General features: G+C 47.3%; 1 protein-coding gene. It reads left to right on the forward strand.

All coding sequences use genetic code 11. From position 1 onward, the window contains the following. A partial coding sequence (gene tuf, locus PR800_RS19620) for an elongation factor Tu (protein WP_272531273.1) occupies positions 1–1,131 on the forward strand: 1,131 nt, incomplete at its 5' end. Between the last annotated feature and the right edge of the window lie 2 nt (positions 1,132–1,133).

The raw sequence follows: 1,133 nt of genomic DNA on the forward strand, positions 1-1,133 counted from the left end.
GGCCACGTTGACCACGGTAAAACTACTCTGACAGCAGCTATCACTACTGTTCTGGCTAAAACTTACGGCGGTTCTGCTCGTGCATTCGACCAAATCGATAACGCACCAGAAGAAAAAGCGCGTGGTATCACCATCTCTACTTCACACGTAGAATACGATACTCCAACTCGCCACTACGCACACGTAGACTGCCCAGGACACGCCGACTATGTTAAAAACATGATCACTGGTGCTGCTCAGATGGACGGTGCAATCCTGGTTGTTGCTGCGACTGATGGCCCAATGCCACAAACTCGTGAGCACATCCTGTTAGGCCGCCAAGTAGGTGTTCCTTACATCATCGTTTTCCTGAACAAATGTGACATGGTAGACGACGAAGAACTGTTAGAATTAGTTGAAATGGAAGTTCGTGAACTTCTGTCTCAATACGATTTCCCAGGCGACGACACTCCAGTTGTCCGTGGTTCAGCTCTGAAAGCGCTGGAAGGCAACCCAGAGTGGGAAGCGAAAATTGTTGAATTAGCAGGTCACTTGGATTCTTACATCCCAGAACCAGAGCGTGCAATTGACAAACCATTCCTGCTGCCAATCGAAGACGTATTCTCAATCTCTGGTCGTGGTACAGTAGTAACAGGCCGTGTTGAGCGTGGTATCATCAAAGTTGGTGAAGAAGTTGAAATCGTTGGTATCCAAGACACGGTTAAAACAACTTGTACTGGCGTTGAAATGTTCCGTAAACTGCTGGACGAAGGTCGTGCGGGTGAGAACGTTGGTGTTCTGCTGCGTGGTACTAAACGTGAAGAAATTCAACGTGGTCAAGTACTGGCAAAACCAGGTTCAATCAAGCCACACACTAAATTCGAATCAGAAGTCTATATTCTGAGCAAAGATGAAGGTGGTCGTCACACTCCATTCTTCAAAGGTTACCGTCCACAGTTCTACTTCCGTACAACTGACGTAACAGGTACTATCGAACTGCCAGAAGGCGTAGAGATGGTAATGCCAGGTGATAACATCAACATGATCGTTACCCTGATCCACCCAATCGCGATGGACGACGGTTTACGTTTCGCAATCCGTGAAGGTGGCCGTACTGTAGGTGCGGGTGTTGTTGCAAAAATTATTGCATAATA

This window comes from Providencia sp. PROV205, from assembly GCF_028479505.1.
Classification (GTDB): Bacteria; Pseudomonadota; Gammaproteobacteria; order Enterobacterales; family Enterobacteriaceae; genus Providencia; species Providencia huaxiensis.